At 60.5% G+C, this 17,451-nt stretch carries 14 protein-coding genes; 7 read left to right on the top strand and 7 right to left on the bottom strand.

What is annotated here, in order from left to right:
- The first annotated feature begins 260 nt into the window (after positions 1-260).
- Positions 261-473 carry a hypothetical protein gene (locus tag ACI2KA_RS23540; RefSeq protein ID WP_404504882.1) on the top strand — a complete coding sequence of 71 codons (213 nt, stop codon included), beginning with the start codon at positions 261-263 and terminating at the stop codon, positions 471-473.
- 156 nt (positions 474-629) lie between these two features.
- On the opposite strand, the gene ACI2KA_RS23535 is transcribed toward ACI2KA_RS23540, so the two are convergent.
- Positions 630-2,099 carry a glycosyl transferase family protein gene (locus ACI2KA_RS23535; RefSeq protein ID WP_404504881.1) on the bottom strand — a complete coding sequence of 490 codons (1,470 nt, stop codon included), beginning with the start codon at positions 2,097-2,099 and terminating at the stop codon, positions 630-632.
- A gap of 146 nt (positions 2,100-2,245) precedes the next feature.
- Between ACI2KA_RS23535 and ACI2KA_RS23530 the strand changes: the two genes are divergently transcribed.
- Together ACI2KA_RS23530 and soxR are read left to right on the top strand one after the other, a co-directional pair.
- Positions 2,246-4,354: a TonB-dependent receptor domain-containing protein gene (locus tag ACI2KA_RS23530; RefSeq protein ID WP_404504880.1), complete on the top strand. Its 2,109-nt coding sequence runs from the start codon at positions 2,246-2,248 to the stop codon at positions 4,352-4,354.
- Between the two features lie 158 nt (positions 4,355-4,512).
- Positions 4,513-4,968 (top strand): redox-sensitive transcriptional activator SoxR, encoded by a 456-nt coding sequence (gene soxR / locus ACI2KA_RS23525; protein ID WP_404504879.1) that lies wholly within the window; start codon positions 4,513-4,515, stop codon positions 4,966-4,968.
- A gap of 23 nt (positions 4,969-4,991) precedes the next feature.
- Here the strand turns inward: soxR and amyA are convergent, their stop codons facing one another.
- From amyA to ACI2KA_RS23495, 6 genes are all read right to left on the bottom strand, one after another.
- On the bottom strand, positions 4,992-6,479 hold the full coding sequence (gene amyA / locus ACI2KA_RS23520; RefSeq protein ID WP_404504878.1) for an alpha-amylase: 1,488 nt from the start codon (positions 6,477-6,479) through the stop codon (positions 4,992-4,994).
- Positions 6,480-6,590: 111 nt separating this feature from the next.
- The gene (locus ACI2KA_RS23515; protein WP_404504877.1) at positions 6,591-8,321 is read right to left on the bottom strand and encodes an acetyl/propionyl/methylcrotonyl-CoA carboxylase subunit alpha; all 1,731 of its coding nucleotides are present in this window, start codon (positions 8,319-8,321) and stop codon (positions 6,591-6,593) included.
- Positions 8,318-9,934, bottom strand: a complete 1,617-nt coding sequence (locus ACI2KA_RS23510; protein WP_404504876.1) for a 5-oxoprolinase/urea amidolyase family protein — start codon at positions 9,932-9,934, stop codon at positions 8,318-8,320. Before ACI2KA_RS23510 ends, ACI2KA_RS23515 begins: the two co-directional genes overlap by 4 nt.
- A 7-nt stretch (positions 9,935-9,941) precedes the next feature.
- Complete coding sequence (locus ACI2KA_RS23505) at positions 9,942-10,751, bottom strand: putative hydro-lyase (protein ID WP_404504875.1); 810 nt, start codon at positions 10,749-10,751, stop codon at positions 9,942-9,944.
- 9 nt (positions 10,752-10,760) lie between these two features.
- A complete protein-coding gene (locus ACI2KA_RS23500; protein WP_404504874.1) occupies positions 10,761-11,528 on the bottom strand; it encodes a LamB/YcsF family protein in 768 nt (255 codons plus the stop codon).
- Positions 11,529-11,546: 18 nt separating this feature from the next.
- Positions 11,547-12,803, bottom strand: coding sequence for an NRAMP family divalent metal transporter (locus ACI2KA_RS23495; protein WP_404504873.1), 1,257 nt, complete (start codon positions 12,801-12,803; stop codon positions 11,547-11,549).
- A 265-nt stretch (positions 12,804-13,068) separates the two neighbouring features.
- Here ACI2KA_RS23495 and ACI2KA_RS23490 point away from each other — a divergent pair, with 265 nt between their 5' ends.
- The 4 genes from ACI2KA_RS23490 (at position 13,069) to ACI2KA_RS23475 (ending at position 17,427) form a co-directional block, all read left to right on the top strand.
- Positions 13,069-13,734 carry a GntR family transcriptional regulator gene (locus ACI2KA_RS23490; protein WP_404504872.1) on the top strand — a complete coding sequence of 222 codons (666 nt, stop codon included), beginning with the start codon at positions 13,069-13,071 and terminating at the stop codon, positions 13,732-13,734.
- A 101-nt stretch (positions 13,735-13,835) separates the two neighbouring features.
- Positions 13,836-14,423: an ANTAR domain-containing response regulator gene (locus ACI2KA_RS23485; RefSeq protein ID WP_003519752.1), complete on the top strand. Its 588-nt coding sequence runs from the start codon at positions 13,836-13,838 to the stop codon at positions 14,421-14,423.
- A gap of 35 nt (positions 14,424-14,458) precedes the next feature.
- A complete protein-coding gene (locus ACI2KA_RS23480; protein WP_404504871.1) occupies positions 14,459-15,754 on the top strand; it encodes a CmpA/NrtA family ABC transporter substrate-binding protein in 1,296 nt (431 codons plus the stop codon).
- 380 nt (positions 15,755-16,134) lie between these two features.
- Positions 16,135-17,427 carry a CmpA/NrtA family ABC transporter substrate-binding protein gene (locus ACI2KA_RS23475; protein ID WP_404504870.1) on the top strand — a complete coding sequence of 431 codons (1,293 nt, stop codon included), beginning with the start codon at positions 16,135-16,137 and terminating at the stop codon, positions 17,425-17,427.
- The last annotated feature ends 24 nt before the right edge of the window (positions 17,428-17,451 follow it).

Genomic DNA, 17,451 nt, shown 5'->3' with positions numbered 1-17,451 from the left:
GACATGGGCAGGCGGCGCTTCGTCATAAATGGAGTGAATCATGATTTGCAGAAAACAGGAATCCCTCCTGCCACCGGATCTGCTCCAGGTACTGAGGTCTGGAAGGTTAAAGCGTCATTGCACCGGTTATCCACACCCGGAAACGTTGGCTGACAGGGCGGAAAATATCGCTGCGTCAGCATTGGACCCGGGGACGATGGATTGAACCTTCACCAACGTTCAGCGTTTCCCTCTCATCGTTTTAATGGATCGCTGAGCTGATGATTTTTCCGGATGAGATGGAGCTGGCCATCGCTCTTTATATGGCGGACAACGCATTGCCCCGGCACGGGGCCATTGCAAGCCTGGTGAAGGTGGGGCTTGAAAATAGCGGCCACCTGACCGGTGGGTCGGGGCGACCACCCGAAATCGTCGAAGGCAAACCAAGTCCGAACTATGTGCAATATAGTTCCTCCATAGAGGACACTGTCTGAGTATCCGGTGGAGCACGGCGGGCAGGTGACAATAGAGTGCCCAGGAAAGCGCGGACCGGATAGAGTTGCAACAGGCAACTACCGGCATTGTTTTTGCTGTATGCTATAAGAGCGGCCGGCGCTAAAAAACGCTCGTCAATATCCGACCTGCCGCCGTCAGGCACCGCACAGGCTGCGTGTCCTGTCGTTCCAGAGCTGAAGGCTGCGGGCATAGGCGGCCTCGAAGGGTAGCGCCATGTCGTTGACCAGCATCAGCGCGATGGCGGCCGTGGAAATAATGATGGTTTCGGCCCTTTCGTCCCTCGCAGCCCCCGTCCAGACCGCGCGCCAATATTCGAAGGTAGTGAACATGGTCGGCATTTCGGCCGGCGGCGCTTCGCGGGCGGGAATGATGAACTCGACGTCCTTGCCCTTTGCAAGGCCAAAAATCCGGGTGCTGCGAAACGGCGTGAATTGCGCAAAATCCCGCGTATTGCCGAGAATGGCGAGGTTCTCCACCGAAAGCAGCCGCGCGGTATCGCGGTGAAGTTCCTGATAGGAGGGGCGCGCGACGCCAATCATGGCGCTTTTGGCACGGAGCGGATTGAGAAGATGCACGACGGTGTTGAGCGGCAGGCGCATTTCCAGAATGGCGTGCAAGCCGAGCAGGCTCTGGAACTGCGGCGACAGTCCGCCGATCGGCAGGTACGCGATCCGTTCCGATGCCGTGGCCTCCGCCGCCTGCGCAAGCGATTGGCAAAGCGGAATGCCGCAGGCCTGTGCGGCAAGTTCAAGCTTGCCGCCATTGTCTCCCTGTCCCACGTGACCATGCAAGAGGACGGAATATCCCGCCATGGCAACCAGGCGGGCGGAATGCAGAAACCAGGGTGCATCGCGATGTTTCGGCGACATATAGGCCGGCCAGTCGAGATCGACGGCGGCGGGCCGTTGCCGGTCTCTTTCGATATGCTGCCACATGGCCTCGATGAACCCGGCAAGCTCCGCCGCGGTCACGCCGCGATAATGCATGGTGGCGAGCAGCGCGCCGATCTGGATTGGGTCAGCTTCGCCCTCGAGAATGATCGACAGCGCGTCCAGGGCCTCCTCCTGGGCGAGCGGGCGGCTATTGCCAATGCCCATCGCAGACGTCGCGATATATTTGGCAAGCCGGTGCCGCGGATCGGCATTGTGACCGATGCGCGCGAGACGGTCGGCGATATGCTCCGGTGTGGGCTGTCCCTCTAGAAGAACGCTGGGACGAAGCGAAAGCGGCGGCGCTTTCATCAGCACCGGCTGCTCCCAGCCGCTTTTTCTCGGGATGGCCGCTCCCTCCGGTTTCTCCTGCGAATAATCGATCAGATTTTCCGCTTCCGCCGCCAGCGAGCGGATGCGCAGCCGCATGGTTTCGGCAAAGGGGGTCGGGCGCAGGCCCTGGCCGGTGCGCAAAAAAAGCTGGTCGCCATATTTTTCCCGGAGCTGCTGCAATATCCGGCTCATTGAAGATGTCGGCAGTCCCATGCCCGCAGCAGCCCGGCTGACACTGCCCTCCCGCAACAACGCATCGAAAGCGACAAGTAATTTCAGCTGTCCAAGCCTGTCGGGTTTTGTTGGGGAAGCGGGCTCTGCTTTTCTCTTGCCGGTTGTCATCTTGCGTTTTTTTATTCCGCCGCTGCTGCGGAGAACCCTTTTTGCAATTTCTGGAATTTAGAACTGTTCGAAAACAAACGCGTTGCGCCCGCACCCCCTCCTAAATAAGTGGGGTTAAATTCTCAAGTTAAATGCGGGGGCATAACATGGAATTGAAGTACCGCGGCCGTGAAATGGCGACGACAACAATAAAGGCCGGTCTTTCGGCAGCAATGGCGGGAACGGCTTTGAGCCTTGCTTTTCCGGCTTTCGCGCAGCAGGCTTCCGGTGAAAGCACCGTTCTTCAGCAGATCGTCGTTACCGCATCCGGCTTCGAGCAGAATGTGAAGGATGCGCCGGCCAGCATCACGGTGGTGACGCGCGAAGATCTGGAAAAGGGCTCCTATCGCGATCTGACCGATGCGCTGCGGGAAGTGCAGGGTGTTTCCGTGACCGGCATTGCCAATGAAAAGGATGTTTTCATTCGCGGTCTGCCCGGCGCTTACACGCTGATCCTCGTTGACGGCAAGCGGCAGAGTACGCGCGATGCCCGCACCAACGGCAATTCCGGTTTTGAACAGAGCTTCGTGCCGCCGGTTTCGGCGATCGAACGTATCGAGGTGGTGCGCGGGCCGATGTCCTCGCTTTATGGTTCGGATGCCATGGGCGGCGTCATCAATATCATCACCCGCAAGGTCGGCGATGTCTGGTCGGGTTCCGTCACCACCGAGGGTACGGCCCAGCAGCATTCCAAATTCGGCAATAGCGGTCAGGTTTCCTGGTATGCCAACGGACCGATCCTCAAGGACCGGCTCGGCCTGCAGGTCTGGGGCAGGGGCTTCACGCGCGGTGAGGACCGTGTCCTGAGCGGCACCACCGGCGCCAAGGAATATGATTTCAACGGCCGCCTGACCTTCACGCCCAATGAGGACCACGACATCTATCTGGAGGGTGGCAAGACCCGGCTGCGTCGCGACGCCGAACCCGGCGAGACGCTGGCCGCGACGGATGCCAACGGCACCTACAACACCAATACGCGTGATCACTGGTCGCTGTCGCATACCGGCCGCTGGGGGCCGATCACGTCCGAATTCTCGTTCCAGCAGGAATGGGCGGAGCGGACCAATTTCACCAGAAATATCCGCACGGGACGGGTGACCGAAAATCCGCGCTCGCCCGAGGTGCGCAATTCCGTTCTCGACGGCAAGTTCACCACGCCGTTTGAATTGTTCGGCAATCATACGCTGGTCACCGGCGGCCAATATTTCGAAGCGCGGCTGACGGACCAGAATCCGGGACGCCGCACCGGTCTCGATGAAACCTTTTCGGCGACGCAATGGGCGCTTTTTGTCGAGGATGAGTGGCGCATCGTCGATAATTTCGCGCTGACCGGCGGACTTCGTCTCGATAATCATGAAAAATACGGCAATCATTTCAGCCCGCGCCTTTATGGCGTCTGGAGTGCGACGGAGGAACTGACCATCAAGGGCGGCGTTTCCACCGGGTTCCGTGCGCCGGAAATCCGCCAGATCGCACCGGGTTATGCCTATACGACGGGCGGCGGCGGCTGCACCTATGGTCCGAGCGGCACCTGCGGCGTGATCATCGGCGATCCGGGCCTAGAAGCGGAAAAGAGCACGAGCTACGAAGTGGCAGCTCTCTGGGACAATGGTGACGTCGCACTTGGCGCCACCTATTTCTACACCGATTTCAAGGACAAGATTTCCAACGCGCTGGTCCTCAATCCGGATGGGACGCCGGCCCGTTGGAGCGAGGACCGCAATTATCGCCTCTGGTACAATTACAATATCGACGATGCGGTCATTCAGGGCGTGGAGCTGACGGCGACCTGGTATGCGACGCCGGAACTGACGCTGCGCGGCAACTATACCTACACGCATTCCGAACAGAAGACTGGCGATTATGAGGGTTTCCCGCTGGCGCGGACACCGGAACATATGGCCAATCTGCGCGGCGACTGGGTGACACCGATAGATGGTCTGGAAGCCTGGGCCTCGCTGAATTATCACGGATCGGAAATCAATGCCGGCCCACGCATCGGCACCAACGGCACGCCGGTAACGATCAATGGCATGGCCGGACGCAAATATGAGGCCTACACCACCCTCGATATCGGTGCGAAATACGCGGTTGCCGAAAATCTCGACTTCAATGCCGCTGTCTACAATGTCTTCGACAAGGATGTCGGCACCGATGATTTCAACACGGTGATGGAAGGCCGCCGTTTCTGGATCAGCATGACGGCGAAGTTCTGATCCGACCCGGTGACAAGATTCAAGGGGCGCCGCTGGCGCCTCTTTTTTTGCCCGGCCTCCCTATTGACCTCAACTATGGTTGAGGAATTATACCGGCTGCTCTTTGAATATGTTTCCGCGTTTTCCAGGCGGAAATCGTCCCGCAGACAGGAGCCGGAATGGAAAATACCGTCTTTAAACACAGCCTGACGGTGGGAGAAGTGGCGCGTCGCAGCGGCATCGCCGTTTCCACCATTCATTTTTATGAGGCGAAAGGGCTGATCGAAGGCTGGCGCACTTCCGGCAATCAGCGCCGTTATCATCGTGCTGTCCTACGGCGCATCGCCATTATCCGCATCGCGCAGCGCGCCGGCATCCAGCTCAGCATCATCCGGGACGCAATGGCGGATCTGCCGCAGGACAGGGTGGCGACGACGGCGGACTGGCGTCGCTTCTCGCAGTCCTGGCGCGAGATGCTTCAGCTTCGGATCAACAGTCTCGTCACGCTGCGAGACCAGCTGACAGGCTGCATCGGTTGCGGCTGCCTCTCCCTGGATGACTGTCCGTTGCGCAATCCGAACGATGTCCTGGCCGATGACGGCGCGGGTCCGCGCCGCCTCGTATCCAGTGACTAGGGGAATTTTCCCGGCGATTGTCCTCAGCCGGAATCCGCCGGAACCCAGACGCTGACGCTGCCGCCATTGGTGTGGAAGGCGCCTTTGCCGTCAGCGTCGAGGATGACCTGTTCATCGCGGTGTCCGAGAAAGTCACGCCAGACGGTGCCGGCATGGTCCGGACCAAGATCAATCTGCTTTTCCGCCGGTTCACCATTCGACAGCACCACAACGCAGCCGGGTTCATCGGCGGTGCCGTGGCGGATAAAGGCGATGCAGCTTGGATCATCGAGAATGTCCGTCTGCGGACCGTTGGCGAAACGGCTGCGGGCTTCGACGAGCTTCGGCAGGCATTCGATGGCCGGCAAATCGATTTTATACTCGTTGCCGTCATTGCCGGTGTCGGTGTAGCTCGTGCCGAACAGATCGGGATAAAAGACGCAGGGCACCCCCTCTTGCCGCAATAGAATGATCGCATAGGCCAGCGGTTTGAACCAGGGTTCCACCGGTGCTTCGAGAGATTGCAGCGGCTGGGTATCGTGATTGTCGACCAGCGTGACGGCATGATCGGGAACGGCCGATACCAGCGAGCCGTCGAAGATGCCGCGCATGTCGAAATCGCCGCCCTGTTTCGAAGCATCGTGAAAGCTGTGGTGAAGGGCGACGTCGAACAGCATCAGCTGCTTGTCGACCAGATCGAGATAGCTTTTCAGCGCCTCGAGATCGGGGTGCCAATATTCGGCCACGACGAAAAGATCGGGATCGACCGTTTCGCGCATGTGGCCGACCCAATCTCGGAAGAACCACGCCGGAATATGTTTGGCGGCATCCAGGCGGAAGCCGTCCACCTGCACCTGCTCGGAGAGCCAGCGGCCCCAATATTTGAGTTCCTCATAGACCGCCCGGTTCCGGAACTCCACGTCCGCGCCCATCAGATAGTCGAAATTGCCGTTTTCCTGATCGACCTCCTCATTCCATTCCCCGTCGCCATATTCGTTGACGAGGCGGAAAATACCGTCTTCGGTCGGCTCCTCGATATGGTCGACACCGCTGAAGCACTTCAGGTCCCAGATGAATTTCGAATGTTTGCCGTTGCGGCCGGGAAAGGTGAAGCGCGTATAGGCGGTCGCCGGGAAATCCTCATCATCTATCTCGGTACGGTCTTCGGGATTGACGCGGCGGACCCGCACCTTTTCCTTTTCATCCGCACCCATCTTGTGGTTGAGAACGACGTCATGAATGACACGAATGCCGTTGTCCTTCAGCGTCCGGCCGGCATTTTCGAGGGCCGCACGATCGCCATATTTGGTGGCGACGGTGCCCTTCTGGTCGAATTCGCCGAGGTCGAAGAGATCGTAGGTGTCGTAACCGACCGAATAACCGCCTGCGGCACCTTTGTAGGCGGGTGGCAACCAGACATCGGTAATGCCCATTTTGGCAAGGTTTTCGGCCTTTTCGGCCACCTCGCTCCATAATTTCCCTCCGTCCGGATAATACCAATGGAAGAACTGAAGCAAGGTGCGTCCGGCCATATTTCCCTCACGATGGTTAGCAGGTCGCGCCATAAACGGACCGGCGGCGAAAGGGTTCCGCCGCCGATGCTGCCAGATCTGCGATTGTGAGGTCGGCGCGCCGGTCGTATATTAGCCGACTATATCGAGAAGGGCTGTCCCCGCCTGCAGGTAATCGCCTTCCTTGACGATCAGACGGACCTTGCCGGCCCTGGTGGCGACAATTTGCGTCTCCATCTTCATGGCTTCCATGACCGCCAGAAGATCACCTTCTGAAACCGCGTCGCCGTCTTTCACCTTGAAGGACTGCAAAGTACCGGAAACGGGGGCGGAGATTTCACCTTCCTTTTTCTCGACCGCAGTGCCGGAAACCGATGCATTGCCGCCGCTGACGCTGCCGAGGCTGGAAAGCAGAATGCTGGGCAGACCGACCGGAACACGCTTGCCGTCGATTTCGATATAGGTGCGGGTGATCGACGGATCGTCGGCCGGTGCCGGGCGTTCCATGGCATCCGGCATGGTGGCGAAATCGGTCTCGATCCAGCGGGTGTGAACCTTGAAACCATCGGTGCCGATAAAGTCGTCCGTCTCGATTGCGGCACGGTGGAACGGCAGAACGGTGGCAATGCCTTCGATGCGAAATTCCTTCAGCGCTCGCCGCGCCCGGCGCAGGACCTGATCGCGGTCGGCACCGGTGACGATGAGCTTCGCCATCAGCGAGTCGAACACGCCCGGAACGCTGGAGCCGCTGGTGACGCCGCTATCCATGCGAATGCCGGGGCCGGAGGGTGCGTCGAAAACCGAGATCGAGCCGGGTGTCGGCAGAAAGCCGCGGCCGGGGTCTTCGGCATTGATGCGGAACTCCATTGAATGGCCACGCGGTTCCGGCGTTTCAAGCACAGGAAGCTTGTGGCCTTCGGCAATACGAAACTGCTCGATGACAAGATCAATGCCGGTGGTTTCCTCGGTAACGGGATGTTCCACCTGCAGGCGCGTATTGACCTCGAGGAAGGAAATCGTGCCATCGACGCCGAGCAGGAATTCCACGGTGCCGGCGCCGGAGTAACCGGCTGCGGCGCAGATCGCCTTGGCGGCCGCGTGGATTTTCTGCCGCTGTTCGTTTGACAGGAACGGGGCGGGCGCCTCTTCGATCAGCTTCTGGTTCCGGCGCTGCAGCGAGCAGTCGCGGGTGCCGAGGACGAGCACATTGCCATGTTTGTCGGCCAGAACCTGCGCCTCGATATGGCGTGGCCGGTCTAGGAAACGTTCGAGGAAACACTCGCCGCGGCCGAAGGCGGCGGTCGCCTCGCGCACGGCAGATTCGTAGAGGTCGGCGATCTCTTCCATCTTCCAGGCGACTTTCAGACCGCGTCCGCCACCGCCATGCGCCGCCTTGATGGCGACAGGCAGGCCGTGCTGTTCGGCAAAGGCGGTGACTTCGGCGGCGGAAGAGACCGGGCCGTCACTGCCGGCAACCAGCGGCGCGCCGACACCGGTGGCGATGCGCCGCGCCTCGACCTTGTCGCCCAGCGCCTCGATGACCTGCGGGTCCGGGCCGATCCAGATGAGGCCGGCGTCAAGTACGGCCTGCGCAAATTCGGCGCGTTCGGACAGAAATCCGTAACCCGGATGCACGGCATCCGCGCCGGCGCGTCTGGCAATCGCGATCAGCTTGGCGATATCGAGATAGGTCTCGGCCGGGCGCACGCCCTCAAGCCCGTAAGCCTCATCCGCTAAGCGGACGAAAAGTGCATCCTGATCGGGATCGGCATAAACGGCCACCGATTGCAGACCGTAATCGCGACAGGCGCGGATGATGCGCACCGCGATCTCGCCGCGATTGGCAATCAGCACTTTTTTCATCGCTTTTCTCCTTGGAATTTTATGTTCTTGGCCGCGATTTCGGCGAAGGGGCCGATCGGGCGGAATCTGATTTTGGCATTGACCGGGATCTGCCCGGCAAGATCGAGCTGATACTCCGCCACCGCGCCGATGACGGGATAACCGCCGGTCAGCGGGTGATCCGCAAGGAAGAGAACCGGCTGGCCGCTATGGGGAATCTGGATCGCCCCCGTCGCTGTGCCCTCGCTCGGCAACTCGGCGCTGTCCTTGCGTTCCACCGGCACGTCGCCGGCAAGGCGGATGCCGACGCGGTTGGATTGCGGGGTGACCTGCCAGAGCTGGCCAGTCAGGGTCTCGACACCTTTTTGCGTGAACCAGTCGGTGCGGGGGCCAAGAACGACGTCCAGCGTCACGACCTCGCCGGTTGCCGGTGGTTCGAAGGCTGGAACCTCGTCGGTCGACACGCTGGAAAGGCCAGATTTTTCGCCCTTGAGCCGCAGGACGGCACCTGCACCCACGGGTTCAGGACCGACGACAGCCAGCGTGTCCGTGGCAAAGCTGCCAAGCACCGGTTCGACGTCGAACCCGCCGCGGACGGCAAGATAACAGCGCATGCCCTTCGGCGGTTGGCCGAAAGTGACCACATCGCCGGGCTCGAGGGAGACTGGACCATGGGTCTTGGCCGCAAAGCTGCGATCCGTGGTGGTGATCGTGATGGGGCAGGGCGCACCGGCGACGCCGATCACAGTGCGGCTCGTGCTTTTGAAGGAAAAGCCGCCGAGCGTCAGCTCAAGGCATGGCGTATTGACGGGATTGCCGACGATGCGGTTTGCGGCATTGAACGCGCCGCGATCCAGCGCGCCGGAGGCCGATACGCCCTGTCCTGTCTGGCCGAAGCGGCCGAGATCCTGGAAGATGGCGGGCATGGGTGCGGCGAGCACCTCGAAATGCGGGCTGTCTTTTGCAGGCTCTTTCTTGATGCTGGGCGGCGCCGGGACGGAAATATCGGCCGTTCCGCCGGCCTTGTCCATGTCGAAGAAACGCACCCGGTAACCCGGCTGGAAAAGCGCGCCCGGATCGCGGCCTATGTCCCACATCTTCACCGGCGTGGTGCCGATGATCTGCCAGCCGCCGGGGCTGTTTTGCGGATAGACGCCGCTAAATGCGCCGGCGAGTGCCACGGAACCGGCCGGAATGCGGGTGCGCGGGCTTTGCCGGCGCGGCACATGCAATGCCGGATCGCCGCCGACCAGATAACCGAAACCGGGAGCGAAGCCGCAGAACGCCACGGTGAACTCGCTTTCGGTATGGCGGCGGATGATCTCTTCGACGCTCATGCCGGTCAGTTCGGCAACGTCGGCCAGGTCTTCACCGTTATAATGGACCGGGATTTCGACGACATTGTCCGACGGCGCGATTTTTGCCGAGAGATCACGGCTTGCCAGCCGCGCGGCCAGCGCGTCGGGGTCGATCTTTTCGGGGCGAAAGCGGATCATAAGCGTGCGGGCAGCCGGCACGGTCTCTTCAATGCCTTCGACCGGATCACTCTGAAGCGAAGCAAAAAGCGCTAGCGTTTCATCGAGATCGGCCAGTTCGACAAGAATGGTGGTGAGGCTGACGGGAAGAAAACGCATCATATCCTCATGCGTGATAGGCGGAATCGGGAATGTCGGTGATGAACATGTGGCCAGGGGCGTGGGTGATGGCGAAGGGCACGCCGGACGCCATCACGGCGGCCTGCGGGGTGACGCCGCAGGCCCAGAATACCGGAACCTCGCCCGGCTCGATCCGCACCGCATCGCCGAAATCAGGCCGGGCAAGATCGGAAATACCGATCTCCTCCGGCGCGCCGACATGTACGGGCGCGCCGTGCACGGCTGGAAAACGTCCGGAAATGGTGGCCGCGTCGGCCACGCGTGAAGCCGGGATCGGCCGCATGGAAACGACCATGTTGCCCTTCAGCCGGCCGGCCGGGCGGCAGGGCCGGTTGGTGAGATACATCGGCACATTGCTCTTGTCGGTCATGTGGCGGATCTCGATTCCCGCTTCCACCATCGGTGTTTCGAAGGTGAAGCTGCAGCCGATCAGGAAAGCGACGAGATCGTCACGCTCCGACCAGGCGGCGGTGGCATCCGCCGTTTCTTCGGCAAGCTTGCCGTCGCGCCAGATGCGGTAAAGCGGCAGGTCTGTCCGCAGATCGGCGCCGGGCGCCAGAAGCGTGGTGGGCGAGCCGGGATCGGAGACGTCAAGAACAGGGCAGGGTTTGGGATTACGCTGCGCATAAAGCAGGAAATCGAAGGCCCAGTCGCGCGGCAGCACGATCATGTTCGCCTGCGTGAAGCCGGGTGCGATGCCCGACGTGGGGGCGACAAGACCGTCGCGATAGGCGGCGCGAGCCTGTCGCGCCGCTTCCGCATCGGTATGGTTCAGAAAGGATGTCGGTATGGTCATAGCCGCCCTTTAGAGAGTGGATGCGAAGGATCGGATTGCGATGCCTTCCGCCTCGAAACGGCGGCGGATTTCCTGGGCGATGGCGACGGCGCCGGGGCTGTCGCCATGCACGCAGATGGATTGCGCTTCGATGTTTATGATGCTGCCATCGATGGCCTCCAGCGTGCCTTCGCGGGCAAGCTGCACCATGCGGCCGGCAATTTCTGCCGTATCATGCAGCACGGCGCCGGCTTCCCGGCGGGAGACGAGCTGGCCCTGGGGTGTGTAGGCACGATCCGCAAAGGCTTCGGCGACGACGGAAAGGCCAGACTTCCGGGCAAGATCGAGTATGGGCGCATTGGCAAGGCCCATCAGCACCAGCGAGGGATCGATGGCCTTGATGCCGTCGATGACCGCCTGTCCCTGTTTCGCATCATTGGCGATGCGGTTATAGAGCGCGCCATGCGGCTTGACGTAACGCACCGTGGTTCCGGCGGCGGCGGCAACGCCTTTCAGCGCGCCGATCTGGTAAATGACATCGGCAATCAGCTCTTCCGAAGTTGCGTCCAGATCGCGGCGGCCAAAGCCGACGCGGTCCGGATAGGAGACATGGGCGCCGACGACCACGCCCTTTTCGGCAGCGGCCTTGACGGTGCGGTAGATGCCGGCAGGGTCGCCGGCGTGAAAACCGCAGGCGATGTTGGCGCTGGAAACGACGGCGAGCATCGCTGCGTCATCTCCCATGCGCCATGCGCCGTAACTTTCGCCAAGATCGCTGTTGAGATCGATAGCGGCCATGTTTGCCTCCCTTTATTGTCAGTAGCCGAGCAGGGCGAAGATCGCACCCGCCGACTTATAGGCCATATACCAGGTGAGTATGCAGGTCAGCACGCCAAGCACGAGCAGCCAGCGCGGGTAATAATAGCCGTGCATCAGGTCGGCGCGTTTCCAGGCGGCGTACATGAAGATCGAAAGACCGATCGGCAGAACGAGACCGTTAAGGCCGCCGACGAAGACGAGCATGGCCGCAGGCGGTGTGGTGATGATGATATAGGCAATCAGCGAAATGGCGATGAAGCCGACAGTCGCGAAATTGCGTTGCCGTTCCGTGATGTCCGGCTTGAACGCGGTGAGGAACGACACGGACGTATAGGCTGCGCCGATAATGCTGGTCATGGCAGAGGCTAGGAAGACCGCACCGAAGAGGCGGAAGCCGATATCGCCGGCGGCGGCGTGGAAAGCCTGGCCGGCGGGGTTTGCCGCCTTGCCGGAAAGGTCGATGACCACGCCGCTGGCGACCACGCCCAAAATGGCGAGGAACAGGATGTAGCGCAGCACGCCGGTGATCGCGATGCCGCTCAGTGCTGCGCGATTGACCGCGCTGATATTTTCAACGCCGACCATGCCCTTGTCCAGCAGGCGATGCGCGCCGGCATAGGTGATGTAACCGCCCACCGTGCCGCCGACGATGGTGGTGATGGTGACGAAATCGATGGTATCGGGCAGGAAGGTCTGGCGGAAGGCTTCCGCTACCGGCGGGCCGGAGACATATGCCGCATAAAGGATCAGCGCCAGCTTGACGAAGGCGGCAACGAAAACCACGCGGTCCATGGCGATGCCCGCGCGACGGGACAGGAAGATGCCGATGGCCGCCAGCGCACCGATGGCGCCGCCGATCTTCGGATCGAGATCGATCATGGCGTTGAAGCCGAGGCCGGCGCCGCCGATATTGCCGATGTTGAAGAACAGGCCGCCGATGATGACGAGGACGGCGAGCAGATAACCCGAGCCCGGAATGGCGGCATTGGCAATCGCCGGCGCCCGCATGCGGGTAATGGTGACGATGCGCCAGATATTGGCCTGCACGACGAAATCGATCAGGATGGAAATAATGATGGCGAATGCGAAGGCGGCGCCCAGTTTCACCGTGAAATTCGCAGTCTGCGTGATGAAGCCCGGCCCGACGGCCGACATCGACATCAGGAACATTGCCGAAAGCAGGGCATAACGTTGGTTTTTCGCCTTTTGTGCACCCTCGTTCGGGTCGGCGGGCGAGAGCTTTTTCTGCTCCATGGATTTTCTCCGCTCCTGTCGCAATCCGCCCCTCGCGGATGCTTTATGCGGTCGATCTTGTCCTGTTCCGCGAAATTGTCAATATTGTTCAACAATAAATAATAATCGTTCTTTTATTTTGTTCATTTGTTGGACGTTATGCGCATGAATTCATCACCTTTTTTTCGTGCTTTGCTAATGCTTTGTGCTATGGGCAATCATGCCGTGTCCGAACATGCCTGTCACGGAATTCCCGATGCTGCATTGCTCTTAGGAAAGGAGCGCCATGACGGAAACGATAGAGGGTCTGCCGCTTGCGGATCGATTGGCCAAGGGTATCCGCACCCTGCTGATCTCCGGCGAGCTGATGCCGGGTCAGCGCCTTTCCGAGGCAGCCTTCAGCGAACGTTTCGACGTTTCCCGCAATTCGTTGCGCGAAGCCTTCCGGCTTCTGACGAAGGACGGCCTGTTGCGCCACGAGGCCAATCGCGGCGTTTTCGTCGCTGTTCCGACCATGGCGTCGGTGATCGATATTTACCGGGTGCGGCGTATGGTGGAATGTGGCGCGCTTCGCCAGGCATGGCACAAGCACCCCGCCATCCGGATCATGCATGCGGCGGTTGAGGATGCGAAGTTGAAACGCGCAGAGGCCGACTGGCTGGGCGTGGGCAGCGCCAACATGAAATTTCACGCCGCCGTGGTCGATCTTCTCGACAGTGCCCGTCTCAGCGATTTTTACGAGCGCATTGCCGCGGAACTTCGGCTTTGTTTCGGGTTGCTGAAAGATCCCGAACAGCTGCATTCCCCTTTCGTGGACATGAACAGCAAGATCCTGTCGCTGATGGAGGAAGGCAAGGCTGCAGAGGCCGGCGACGAGATGGAAATCTATCTCAATCTCTCCGAGCGGACGGTGTTGAAGGCGCTGGAGCGCGCCGTGGAACACGCATCCTGACATGACGGGCAGCGGGCAAGAAAACGGCGCTTGCTGCCCCATCGATTTTTTGCATCCGCAGCCGATTGCCAAGTTTGCTGCGCTGCGTCATCAATGCTGACATGACGCTTCGCGACCTTACCATTCTTGTCATAGACGAAAACGCGATCCGCGCCTCCATCATCGAAGAGGGGCTGCGCGAGGCGGGCTATCACCGCGTCACGGTCATCCATGAGGTCAACGGGGTGGCGCGCACCATCGAGACGCTGCAGCCCGATGTCATCTTCATCGATCTTGAGAACCCCAACCGTGACATGATGGAGCACCTGTTCCAGCTGACCCGCACCGTGGGCCGCCCGATTGCCATGTTTGTCGATCGTTCCGACACGGCCTCGATCGAGGCGGCCGTCGAGGCCGGCGTCTCCGCCTATGTCGTCGACGGGCTGAAGAAGGAGAGGGTCAAGCCCATTCTCGACATGGCGGTCAGCCGCTTCAACGCCTTCAGCCGCTTGCAGCGGGAGCTTGCCGAAGCGAAATCGGCGCTGGAGGAGCGCAAGGTCATCGAGCGGGCCAAGGGCATCCTGATGAAGATGCGCGGTCTCTCCGAAGAGGAAGCCTTTGCCCTTCTGCGGCAGACCGCGATGAACGAGAAAAAGAAGATTTCCGAGATTGCGCAAAGCGTGGTCACCGCGGCCGGTCTGTTGATGTGACGAACCCGCCGGTCGGACAATGTGGAGTGTATGATATGGCGGCACCGGAAAAAACGGCCGGATCAGATGGCGGAGCAACACAAGCGGTTGGCGCGCCGGCAATCGTGGGCGGCGACCGCCAGAAAGTCCTGCGTGCAGGTTTTATCCCGCTCGTCGATGCATCCGTTCTGATCGCTGCGGCCGAATTCGGCTTCGCCGAACGCGAAGGCCTGTCACTCGATCTCGTCAAGGATGTATCCTGGGCGAATGTGCGCGACCGGCTGGCATTCCGGCAATTCGACATCGCCCATATGCTGTCGCCGATGCCGGTCGCCTCCATGCTTGGCCTCGGCTCCAATCCGTCGCCGACGATCACGCCGTTTTCGCTTGGCCGCGGCGGCAATGCAATCACGCTGTCGAGCCGGCTTTTTGCCCGGATGAAGGCGCTGACGGGGCTTTCGGAGACCGCGGGAGCGCTCGAAAATGCCGAGGCGCTGAAACGAGTGCTCGATGACGTGCGGGCACGCGGCGAGGCGCCGCCGACGCTCGGCATGACCTATCCGTTTTCCTCGCATAATTACGAATTCCGCTATTGGCTTGCTGCCGGCGGCATTCATCCGGACCATGACGTCAAGCTTGTGGTGGTGCCGCCGCCGTTGACATCGGACGCGCTGGCGGCAGGCGCCATCGACGGTTTCTGCGTCGGCGCGCCATGGAACATCGTCGCCGCCGAACGCGGGGTCGGCCGGATCGTTGCGGCGAAGCAGGATCTGTGGCCGTCCGCGCCGGAAAAGGTCATCGGCATGCGGCCTGAATGGGCGGAAAGCCAGCAGGAAACCGTCAGCCGGCTATTGAGCGCGCTTGATGCCGCCGCACGCTGGTGCGATCTTGCGGAAAATCACGATGAGCTGAGCCGTGTGCTTGCCGGTCCCCGTTATATCGGAGCGCCGGAAAGCATCATCCGCCATGTGCTTGCCGGTGAGTTCAGTATTGACAGCGTGGGCAATCGCCGGGTGATTGACGATTATTTCATCTTCCATGGAGGCCATGCCAATTATCCGCGCCAAAGCCAGGCGCTGTGGATCTACAGCCAGATGATCCGCTGGGGCCAGGCGGAATTTTCGCAGGCCGGTGTGGAGGCCGCCTTGTCTGCCTACCGGCCGGATATCTATCGGGCGGCGCTGGGCGATGCCAACGCACCGGCCGGGGCCGATATCCGCATCGAAGGACAGGAAGAGGGCGATCGTTTCGTCGATGGCCTCGTTTTCGATCCGGCCGATATTCAGGCTTATGTGAACGGTTTCGCCGTGCGCAGCTCCTCCCGCTTTTCTCCCTCCCCAGGCGAGACCTGACAGCCGCCAGCGCAGGCGTGCTGCGTAAATTTCAAGCGCTGCTCTTTTTCTTCTGCACAAAGCGAAGCCATGTTTTTATCTGATTAAATTTTGCCCAGTCGGCTGAATTTCAAAAAATACTGTTTATTTTCAATATTATGACTACGTCTATATAAACTGGCATGCCTCTTGCCTCTTGGTTTTCGCACCGGTCAACGGCGATCGGGGCAAGCAGGGCGCGGCATAGGCGCTTTCAGAAGACACAGACGTCGCAAGGTTTTGCTACCCGGAACACCTCCCGTTCCGCCGGTGCAAACACCAAGCGGCGTTTTTTTATTTTCAGGTTTTTTCGCAAGCGAAAACGTCACCCGCCGAGGTGGCTCAATAAGGGGAACATGCGAATGAAAAAGATATTCTCCGGCGCCGTCAGCCGCCGCACGATACTGAAGACGACAGCCACCGCAGCCCTTGTCAGCGCCGTGCGCACGGCCTTTCCATCCGGCGCTTTTGCCGCCACGGCCGAGCCGGAAGTGAAGGGTGCGAAACTCGGCTTCATCGCGCTCACGGATGCCGCTCCGCTCATCATCGCAGCCGAAAAGGGACTTTTCGCAAAGCATGGCATGCCTGACGTCGAGGTTCTCAAACAGGCATCCTGGGGTGCGACGCGCGACAATCTCGTGCTCGGCGGTGCATCGAACGGCATTGATGGCGCTCATATTCTGACACCGATGCCCTATCTCATGCACACGGGCAAGGTAACCCAGAACAATGTGCCGGTGCCGATGGCCCTCATCGCCCGCCTCAACCTCGACAGCCAGGGCATTTCCGTCGCCAAGGAATATGCCGAAACCGGCGTTCAGCTCGATGCTTCCAAGCTGAAGGCGGCTTTCGAAAAGAAGAAGGCCGAAGGCAAGGAAATCAAGGCCGCCATGACCTTCCCCGGCGGCACGCATGATCTTTGGATCCGCTACTGGCTCGCCGCCGGCGGCATCGACCCGGACAAGGATGTCTCCACCATCGTCGTTCCGCCGCCGCAGATGGTCGCCAACATGAAGGTCGGCAATATGGACGTCTTCTGTGTGGGCGAGCCCTGGAACGAACAGCTCGTCAACCAGGGCATCGGTTTCACCGCCTGTACCACCGGGGAACTCTGGAAGGGCCATCCGGAAAAGGCGCTCGGCATGCGCGCCGACTGGGTGGAAAAGAACCCCAACGCCACCAAGGCCCTGCTGATGGCCGTGATGGAGGCGCAACAATGGTGCGATGAGATGGCGAACAAGGAGGAGATGTCCACCCTCCTTGGTAAGCGCCAATGGTTCAACGTACCGCCGAAGGATGTTCTCGGCCGCCTCAAGGGCAATATCAATTACGGCAACGGTCGCATCACGGAAAATACCGGCTTGCAGATGAAGTTCTGGCAGGATCACGCTTCTTATCCCTTCCGCAGCCATGACAGCTGGTTCATCGCGGAAAACATCCGCTGGGGCAAATTTGCGCCTGACACCGATGTGAAGGCGCTGGTTGCGAAGGTCAACCGTGAGGATATCTGGCGCGAAGCCGCCAAGGATCTCGGTATTGCCGATCTTCCCGCCTCAACCTCCAGGGGCAAGGAAACCTTCTTCGACGGCAAGGTCTTCGACCCTGAAAATCCGTCCGCCTATCTCGAAAGCCTTTCCATCAAAGCGGCCTCCTGAGGAGGAGACCGGGTGTCGCCCCTC

The organism is Agrobacterium sp. NPDC089420 (assembly GCF_044900305.1).
Taxonomy (GTDB): Bacteria; Pseudomonadota; Alphaproteobacteria; order Rhizobiales; family Rhizobiaceae; genus Agrobacterium.
Note: the sequence above shows the minus strand (reverse complement) of the source record. Positions and strands in the feature narration are given on the sequence as shown.